This window comes from Pseudoxanthomonas mexicana (assembly GCF_046736355.1).
Taxonomy (GTDB): domain Bacteria; phylum Pseudomonadota; class Gammaproteobacteria; order Xanthomonadales; family Xanthomonadaceae; genus Pseudoxanthomonas_A; species Pseudoxanthomonas_A mexicana_B.
Genome location: NZ_CP157201.1, coordinates 627,027 through 635,000 on the forward strand (window position 1 = coordinate 627,027; position 7,974 = coordinate 635,000).

A 7,974-nucleotide genomic window follows, 5' to 3' on the forward strand; every position below is an offset into this window, starting at 1 on the left:
TGCCTTCAGTCCGTGGTGCCGGCGTCGGCCGGGCCGCTGCCGTAGCGCGCGCGGTAGGCGAGCAGCTGGTCGCGGTGGTGCACAAGTTCGGCGCTTTCGCCGGCAAAATCAAGCAGATCGTGCAGGTTGGCCACCGCCACCACCGGTACCCCGGTCTCCTCGGCGACCGACTGCGCGGCGGAGCGGCGCAAGCTGCCGGCGGCGGGGTCGCCCAGCGCTTCCTGGCGATCCAGCGCGACCACGATGCCGGCCTGCTGGCCGCCGCCGGCGCGGATCAGGCCCAGCGCCTCGCGGATCGCGGTCCCGGCGGTGATCACGTCGTCGACGATCAGCACGCGGCGGTCCTCCAGTGGCGCGCCGATCAGCAGGCCTCCCTCGCCATGATCCTTGGCCTCCTTGCGGTTGAAGGCCACCGGCAGGTCGCGGCCGCGGCGCGCGAACTCGCAGGCCAGCGCGGTCGCCAGCGGGATGCCCTTGTAGGCGGGGCCGAACAGCAGGTCGAACGCCAGCCCGGCCTCCTCGACCGCATCGGCATAGCAGGCGGCCAGCCCGGCCAGCCGCGCGCCGCTGTCGAAGCGGCCGGCATTGAAGAAATACGGACTCTGCCTGCCGGATTTCAGGGTGAACTGGCCGAAGCGCAGCGCCTGGGCTTGCAGCGCCAACTGGAGGAAGCGGGAGCGGTGGTCGGACATTGGGGGGAATGGGGAATCGGGAATGGGGAATAGGTAAGAGCGTACCGCAGCGGACCCAGGCTCGCCCGACCGGCTATGCTTCGACCGATTCCCCATTCCCCATTCCCGATTCCCCCAATGCGCATCATCAGCTTCAACGCCAACGGCCTGCGATCGGCCGCCAACAAGGGTTTCTTCGACTGGTTCGGCGCGCAGCAGGCCGACCTGCTGTGCGTGCAGGAGACCAAGGCGCAGGAGCATCAACTGGCCGGGCCGGAGTTCCTGCCGACCGGCTACAAGGCGTGGTTCCGCGACGCCACCACCAAGAAGGGCTACAGCGGCGTGGCCATCTACGCGCGCCGCGAGCCGGACGAGGTGCGCACCGCGCTGGGCTGGGACGCGTTCGACGAGGAGGGCCGCTACCTGGAGCTGCGCTTCGGCAACCTCAGCGTGGTCTCCTTCTACATCCCGTCCGGCTCGTCCGGGGAGGTGCGGCAGGACTTCAAGTTCCAGGTGATGGAGTGGCTGCGGCCGATCATGGACCAGTGGCTGGCCAGCGGCCGCGACTACGTGCTGTGCGGCGACTGGAACATCGTGCGCAGCCGGCTGGACATCAAGAACTGGACCTCCAACCAGAAGAACTCCGGCTGCCTGCCCGCCGAGCGCGACTGGCTCAACGGCCTGTGCACCGACGGGACCGGCTGGGTCGACGCCTACCGCGTGCTGCACCCGGAAGGCCAGGACTACACCTGGTGGAGCAACCGCGGCGCCGCCCGCGCCAACAACGTCGGTTGGCGCATCGACTATCAATTGGCCACCCCGTCGCTGCGCCCGCGCGCCTGCGCCATCTTCCGCGAGCAGCGCTTCTCCGACCACGCGCCGTTCACCGTGGACTACGCCGGATGAGCCAGCCGCAACCCGCGCGCAAGCGCAGGCCCTGGCAGGAAGTGCTGGCCAACCTGCGCCACCCCAAGGTGCTGGTGATGCTGCTGCTGGGCTTCAGCTCCGGCCTGCCGATCTACCTGGTCGGCAATACGCTGGGGTTCTGGATGCGCAAGGAAGGCATCGAACTGGACACCATCGGCTTCCTGTCCTGGGTGGGCCTGGCCTATTCGCTGAAGTTCCTGTGGGCGCCGATCGTCGACAAGACCGACGCGCCGCTGTTCGGCCGCTGGCTGGGCCGGCGGCGCGGCTGGATGCTGCTGGCGCAGATCGTCGTCGCGATCGCGCTGGTGGGCATGGCGCTGGTGCAGCCGCGCGGCGGCAGCTTCCAGGTGCTGGGCATGGCCATCGAGCACCTGCTGGTGTTCGGCGCGCTGGCGCTGGTGGTGGCGTTCGCCTCGGCCACCCAGGACATCGTCATCGACGCCTGGCGCATCGAGTCGGCCGAGAACAGCCAGCAACTGGGCCTGCTGACCTCCTCGGCGGCGCTCGGCTACCGCAGCGCGCTGCTGGTGACCGATGCGCTGATCCTGCTGGTCGCCGCGCAGGTCGGCTGGGCGATGTCCTACGACCTGATGGCGCTGCTGATGGCGACCGGTGTGATCGCCACCCTGATGGCGCGCGAGCCCGAGCGCGCCATCGTCGCGGTGGCCAGGCAGCCGGCCAGCCTGCTGACGCCGCGCGGGCTGTTCGACGCCATCGTCGGCCCGTTCGTCGCGTTCTTCCGCGAGCATCGCAGCGCCGCATTGCTGATGCTGGCGGCGATCAGCGTCTACCGGCTGGCCGATTTCGTGATGGGGCCGATGGCCAACCCGTTCTACGTGGATCTGGGCCTGACCGAGCAGACTGTGGGATCGGTGCGCGGTTCGGTCGGGCTGGTCGCCTCGTTCGTCGGCATCGCGCTGGCCGGCATGGTCGCCGTGCGCTGGGGCGTGATGACGGCGCTGATCGTGGGCGCGGTGCTCGGTCCGGGTTCCAACCTCGCCTTCGCCTGGCTGGCCTACGTCGGCCCCGGGGCGCTGGAGTTCGGCGTGGCGATGGCCATCGACAACGTCTCCGGCGGCTTCGCCGGCACCGCGCTGATCGCCTACATGTCCAGCCTGACCAGCATCGGCTATACGGCCACCCAGTACGCGCTGCTCAGCTCCTTCTACGCGCTGCTGGGCAAGGCGCTGAAGGGCCTGTCGGGGGTGGCGGTGCAGACCCTGGCCGAAGGACGGACGCTGCTGGAAGGCTATGCGCTATTCTTCGTCGGTACGGCGCTGATCGGCATCCCGGTGCTGCTGCTGTGCATCGCGCTGGCGCTGCGGCGGCAGGTTCCGCGCCAGGCGCACATCGTCCCGTAGCACGCGGCAGATGCGGAGGAGCGGATGACCGACCTGGTATTGCGCGACATCGATCCCGTGCTGGCCGAGCGCATCCGCCGCCTGTCGGTGGCGCGCGGCTGGACCCAGCACGAGACCATCTTCAACCTGCTCGAGCAGGGCCTGTTCGCCTGCGAGGTCGAGGTCCGCAGCGGCTTCGACACCACCGAGGTCGACGTGCTGTCCGAGGCCATCAACGCGCTGAAGGAAGTGCCGGCCGGCAAGGGATTCTGAGCCGGCTTTCCGGACTCAGACGAGGAATACCCTGGGTGGACGCCCAGGCCGGGAGCGAATAGCCAATGACCTCCGGGCAGATCCCCTCTCCATCCGTCATTCCCGCGAAGGCGGAAGCGCTTCTCAACAGCCATTAGGCTGGTCAACCCAGTGCCTTTAGCTTTCACACGCTTGAAGTCGCCGACTCCCCGCCTTCGCAGGGACGGCCTGAATCGCAATGCCCCCGCTAGCGCGGATACACCGCCCCCAGCACCCGCCACCCGCGCGCGCCGGTGACCGACGGCAGGTTGCCCGGCCGCCCGGCCAGCGTCTCGCGCGCTAGCCAGGCGAAGCCCATCGCCTCGACGTGATCCGGGTCCAGCCCGTGCGCCGCCGTCGATTCCACCACCACGCCCGGCAGCCGCTGCGCCAGCCGCGCCATCAGCGCACGGTTGTGCACGCCGCCGCCGCAGACCAGCACCCGCGCGGTGTCCGGCTGCGTCGCGCGCAGCGCGTCGGCCACGGTGGCGGCGGTCAGCTCCAGCAGCGTGGCCTGCACGTCGACAGCCGATGCGGCGTCCAGCTTCCCTTCCACCCAGCCCAGGTGGAACTGCTCGCGCCCCGTGCTCTTCGGCGGCGGCAGCGCGAACCAGGGCTCGTCCAGCAGCCGCGCCAGCAGCCCCGCATCCACCCGGCCGCGGGCGGCGAACGCACCGTCCTGGTCGAACGCACGGCCGGTGTGCCGCTGGCACCACGCGTCCAGCAGCGCATTGGCCGGCCCGGTGTCGAAGCCGCGCACCTCGCCCTGCCGCGGCAGCAGGGTCAGGTTGCCGATGCCGCCCAGGTTGAGCACGGCGCGGTCCTCGTCGGGCGAGCGCAGCAGCGCGTTGTGGAAGGCCGGCATCAGCGGCGCGCCGTGGCCGCCGGCGGCCACATCGCGGCGGCGGAAATCGGCCACGGTGTCGATGCCGGTGCGCTCGGCGATGACGTTGCCGTCGCCGATCTGCCAGGTGAAGGCCGGCTGCGAATGCGGACGATGGCGGATGGTCTGGCCGTGCGAGCCGATCGCGCGCACCGCCGCGGCCGGCACCTGCGCCTCGTCCAGCAGCCGCAGCGCCGCCTCGGCGAACACCTCGCCGGTGTGTGCATCCAGCCGCCCGATCTCGTCGATCGGCGCATCGATTGCACCCTGTCCCCACGCGATCAGCGTCGCGCGCAGCGCAGGATCCCAAGGATAGGTACGGCCGAGCAACAACTCGCAGCGCGCCCCGGGCGCGTCCTCCTCGAAACGCACCAGCGCGGCGTCGATGCCGTCGGCGCTGGTGCCCGAGATCAGGCCGAGATAGAGCGCCGGCGACGGCGCGACAGGGGAAGGCATTCGCTCATCCTGCAAGGGCAGGCGCGCAGTGAACGCGATCGCCGCCGGCTCGGCAAGCCGGCGGCCGAGGCCTCAACCCTGCTTGGCCTTGCCGGCGGCGGCCGGCGCGGGCTTGGCCGCGGCGACCTGCGTTTCCGCCTGCGGCTCGGCGTCGACGTCGGCGTAGATGATGTTCTCGACCGTGCGGATGCGCGCAAGCGCGTTGGCGGTCTGGGTGCGGAACGCGGCCAGCTGCGCGCCGGACAGCGGCTCCGGCGGCGGCATCGTCACCGACAGCGGATTGCGGTGCACGCCGTTGATGCGGAATTCGTAGTGCAGGTGCGGCCCGGTCGACAGCCCGGTGGTGCCGACATAGCCGATCACCGTGCCCTGCGACACCCGCTGGCCCTGCTTGATCTTGCCCAGCCGCGACATGTGCGCGTACAGCGTGGTGTGCCCCTTGCCGTGATCCAGGACGACCGTGCGCCCGTAGCCGCCCTGCCAGCCGGCGAACTGCACGCGCGCGTCGCCGGCGGCCATGATCGGCGTGCCGGTCGGCGCGGCGTAGTCCACGCCCTTGTGCATGCGCATCGTGCCCAGCACCGGGTGGCGGCGCGCGCCGAACTTCGAACTCATCCGCGCGTAGGCGATCGGCATGCGGATGAAGTTCTTCTTCAGCGGCCGGCCCTCGGCGGTGAAGTATTCCGGCTTGCCGCCCGGGCGTGCGTGGCGGAAGCCCGAGTACAGCTTGTCGTTGACGGTGAAGGTGGCCGCCTCGATCGGGCCGGTGCTGATCAGCTCGCCCTCGCGCCAGGTCTGCTCGACCACCACGCTGAAGCGGTCGTCTGGCTTGAGATCGGAATTGAAGTCGATGTCGTACTTGAAGATCTCGTCGGTCATCGCGTTGATGTTGGCCGCGGTCAGGCCGGCCTTGCGTGCCGAGCGCGTCAGCGAGCGCCCCACCGTGCCGCTGAGCACCACCGTGCGGGTGGTGACCTCGCGCTCGATGATCGTTTCCTTGACGCCTTCCCCGGTCAGCGACAACTCCACCCGATGCAGCGGATCGCGGTCGTAGCGCAGCGTGCGCAGCTCGCCGCTGGCCGGCAGGTCGAAGCCGAGCTCGGCGCCCGGCTTGAGCCGGGTCAGCGCCGCCTTGGCGCCCGGATGCTCGAGCAGGCGGTGCATCGTCGCGGCGGGAATGCCCAGCTCCTGGAAGATCGCGCCCAGCGTCTGCCCGGGCCTGACCTGGACCAGGTGCCAGCTTTCGCCGGCGGTGTCGGCCAGCCTGGACGCGGACAGGGCCGGCAAGTGCAGGGCCAGGGTGGCGTGGGGCTCGACGGCCGGCGGCTGGATCGCATTGGAGAAGCCCGGCACGATCGTGGCGATCATGATGCCGATGCTGGTGAACAGGCTGGCGTGGATCCAGTGCCGCCGCGTCCAGCGGCCCTCGGGAAGATGTTGCTTGACGGCGGTGTCGCGCAGGACCTCCAGCCGCTCCCTGAAACGTCGCTTGCGGCCGGCGCCGCCCCCTTGAGATTGCATCAAGATGTTCCCGAAGGCCCAAGAAGGGAGCCCAATCCGGGTACCATAATCACGTCAAATCCTCGCGTCAAACCATTGAGTCGGTTGGCTTTTTCGACTGGCATCACGAATAACTTTGCTTTAACTTTGATTTCATCTCGATGACTGCGCCTTCACGGCGCCCTTCCGGAACCACCGCCTTGTCCCTTGCTGAATCCCTGGAACTGATCGGCCGCGGCGCCGACGAAATCCTCAAGTCCGAAGAACTGGAGGCCCGCCTGAAGCTCGGCCGCCCGCTGCGGGTCAAGGCCGGCTTCGACCCGACCGCGCCGGACCTGCACCTGGGCCACACGGTGCTGCTGAACAAGATGCGGCAGTTCCAGGACCTGGGCCACCAGGTCATCTTCCTGATCGGCGACTTCACCGGGATGATCGGCGACCCCAGCGGCAAGAACGTCACCCGCAAGCCGCTGACCCGCGAGGACGTGCTGGCCAACGCGCAGACCTACGCCGACCAGGTGTTCAAGGTGCTGGACAGGGAGCGCACCGAGGTCCGCTTCAACTCCGAGTGGTTCGGCCAGATGGGCGCCGCCGACATGATCAGGCTCGCGGCCCAGCACACCGTCGCGCGCATGCTCGAGCGCGACGACTTCGCCAAGCGCTACGCCGCCCAGCAATCCATCGCCATCCACGAGTTCCTCTACCCGCTGGTGCAGGGCTACGACTCGGTCGCGCTGAAGGCCGACGTCGAACTCGGCGGCACCGACCAGAAGTTCAACCTGCTGATGGGCCGCGGCCTGCAGGAGCACCACGGCCAGCCGCCGCAGATCGTGCTGACCATGCCGCTGCTGGAAGGGCTGGACGGCGTGCAGAAGATGTCCAAGTCGCTGAACAACTACATCGGCATCAGCGAGCCGGCGATCGATATCGTCACCAAGACGATGAAGATCGGCGACGAGCTGATGTGGCGCTGGATCGAACTGCTCAGCTTCGACATCGGCATGGCCGAGGCCGCGCGCCTGAAGGCCGAGGTCGCCGCCGGCCAGCTCAATCCGCGCGAGATCAAGCTGCGGCTGGCGCGCGAACTGGCCGCGCGCTTCCACGACGCCGCAGCGGCCGAGCAGGCCATCGCCGGCTGGCAGGCGGTGGTGACCGGTGCCGGCGACACCTCCACCCTGCCGCTGCAGGAAATCGCCATCCCGGCCGACGGATTGCGCATCGGCGCGCTGCTGACCGCCGCCGGCATCACCCCCAGCAACTCCGAGGCCGGCCGCAAGCTCAAGGAGCGCGCGGTCCGGGTCGACGGCGCCGTCGTCGAGGATCCCAACCAGATCTTCGCCCCCGGCTTCGAGGGCGTGCTGCAGGTCGGCAAGCGCAATTTCGCCCGGATCAGGCTGGTCGCGGCCGGGTAGCGCATCCCCCATGCGCCGGTCCGCGCATTGGGGAGACGACCTGCCGCAGCTGGCAGGGATGGTCGCGCCTGCCTCACGCCGGGACATGGGAAAACCCGCTTCCACCCCCTTCACAAAGCCGGCAAGACGCGTCATACTTTCGCTCCTCCCTCGCCGAGGGGTGCCAAGGCCTCCGGCCCGCATCCACGCCCGGCAGGGGGCTGTCAAAAACCTGAAAACAGGGTGTTGACAGACCTGAAAAACCCGCCATAATGTGCGGCTCACCTCGACGGAAACGACGAGGTCCACGAAGGAAGGCGCTGAGGCCGACTTCGCAGCTCTTTGACAGTGTGCGCAGGTGACTTGTGTGGGCGCCTGCAGGAAGGACTAGCTGTCCATCTTGCAGACGTTCGATTCATGAGCATCTTGTCAATTGTAATTTGCAAGCGATACGTATAGCTAAGAGTCAAACGTACTGCATTCAAAGCATTGGCCTTCGGGCTAGTAGTTTTAAG

The 7,974-nt window shown here is 68.8% G+C and carries 7 protein-coding genes and 1 rRNA gene (1 of these 8 cut by a window edge); 5 read left to right on the top strand and 3 right to left on the bottom strand.

Going from position 1 to position 7,974, the window contains the following annotated elements:
* Positions 1-5: 5 nt before the first annotated feature.
* Entirely contained in the window at positions 6-692 is a 687-nt protein-coding gene (pyrE, locus tag AAG688_RS02670; protein WP_411833826.1) for an orotate phosphoribosyltransferase, read from the bottom strand.
* A gap of 117 nt (positions 693-809) precedes the next feature.
* Here pyrE and AAG688_RS02675 point away from each other — a divergent pair, with 117 nt between their 5' ends.
* The 3 genes from AAG688_RS02675 to AAG688_RS02685 are packed head-to-tail and all read left to right on the top strand — an operon-like array spanning position 810 to position 3,211.
* Entirely contained in the window at positions 810-1,577 is a 768-nt protein-coding gene (locus tag AAG688_RS02675; RefSeq protein WP_411833827.1) for an exodeoxyribonuclease III, read from the top strand.
* A complete protein-coding gene (locus AAG688_RS02680) occupies positions 1,574-2,959 on the top strand; it encodes an AmpG family muropeptide MFS transporter (protein WP_411833828.1) in 1,386 nt (461 codons plus the stop codon). The genes AAG688_RS02675 and AAG688_RS02680 overlap by 4 nt, the downstream gene beginning before the upstream one ends.
* Positions 2,960-2,983: 24 nt before the next feature.
* Positions 2,984-3,211, top strand: coding sequence for a hypothetical protein (locus AAG688_RS02685; RefSeq protein WP_411833829.1), 228 nt, complete (start codon positions 2,984-2,986; stop codon positions 3,209-3,211).
* A gap of 226 nt (positions 3,212-3,437) precedes the next feature.
* Here AAG688_RS02685 and AAG688_RS02690 read toward each other — a convergent pair whose 3' ends face one another.
* Both AAG688_RS02690 and AAG688_RS02695 read right to left on the bottom strand, forming a co-directional pair.
* Positions 3,438-4,568, bottom strand: coding sequence for an anhydro-N-acetylmuramic acid kinase (locus AAG688_RS02690; protein WP_411833830.1), 1,131 nt, complete (start codon positions 4,566-4,568; stop codon positions 3,438-3,440).
* 72 nt (positions 4,569-4,640) lie between these two features.
* The gene (locus AAG688_RS02695; protein ID WP_411833831.1) at positions 4,641-6,089 is read right to left on the bottom strand and encodes a peptidoglycan DD-metalloendopeptidase family protein; all 1,449 of its coding nucleotides are present in this window, start codon (positions 6,087-6,089) and stop codon (positions 4,641-4,643) included.
* A 140-nt stretch (positions 6,090-6,229) separates the two neighbouring features.
* Here AAG688_RS02695 and tyrS point away from each other — a divergent pair, with 140 nt between their 5' ends.
* Together tyrS and AAG688_RS02705 are read left to right on the top strand one after the other, a co-directional pair.
* A complete protein-coding gene (tyrS, locus tag AAG688_RS02700) occupies positions 6,230-7,480 on the top strand; it encodes a tyrosine--tRNA ligase (protein WP_411833832.1) in 1,251 nt (416 codons plus the stop codon).
* 490 nt (positions 7,481-7,970) lie between these two features.
* Positions 7,971-7,974: ribosomal RNA gene (locus AAG688_RS02705) — 16S ribosomal RNA — on the top strand; it runs 1,542 nt beyond the window's last position.

Coding starts and splice junctions, on each gene's coding strand:
- pyrE (WP_411833826.1), bottom strand. CDS start 692: ATGTCCGACCACCGCTCCCGCTTCCTCCAGTTGGCGCTGCAAGCCCAG.
- AAG688_RS02675 (WP_411833827.1), top strand. CDS start 810: ATGCGCATCATCAGCTTCAACGCCAACGGCCTGCGATCGGCCGCCAAC.
- AAG688_RS02680 (WP_411833828.1), top strand. CDS start 1,574: ATGAGCCAGCCGCAACCCGCGCGCAAGCGCAGGCCCTGGCAGGAAGTG.
- AAG688_RS02685 (WP_411833829.1), top strand. CDS start 2,984: ATGACCGACCTGGTATTGCGCGACATCGATCCCGTGCTGGCCGAGCGC.
- AAG688_RS02690 (WP_411833830.1), bottom strand. CDS start 4,568: ATGCCTTCCCCTGTCGCGCCGTCGCCGGCGCTCTATCTCGGCCTGATC.
- AAG688_RS02695 (WP_411833831.1), bottom strand. CDS start 6,089: ATGCAATCTCAAGGGGGCGGCGCCGGCCGCAAGCGACGTTTCAGGGAG.
- tyrS (WP_411833832.1), top strand. CDS start 6,230: ATGACTGCGCCTTCACGGCGCCCTTCCGGAACCACCGCCTTGTCCCTT.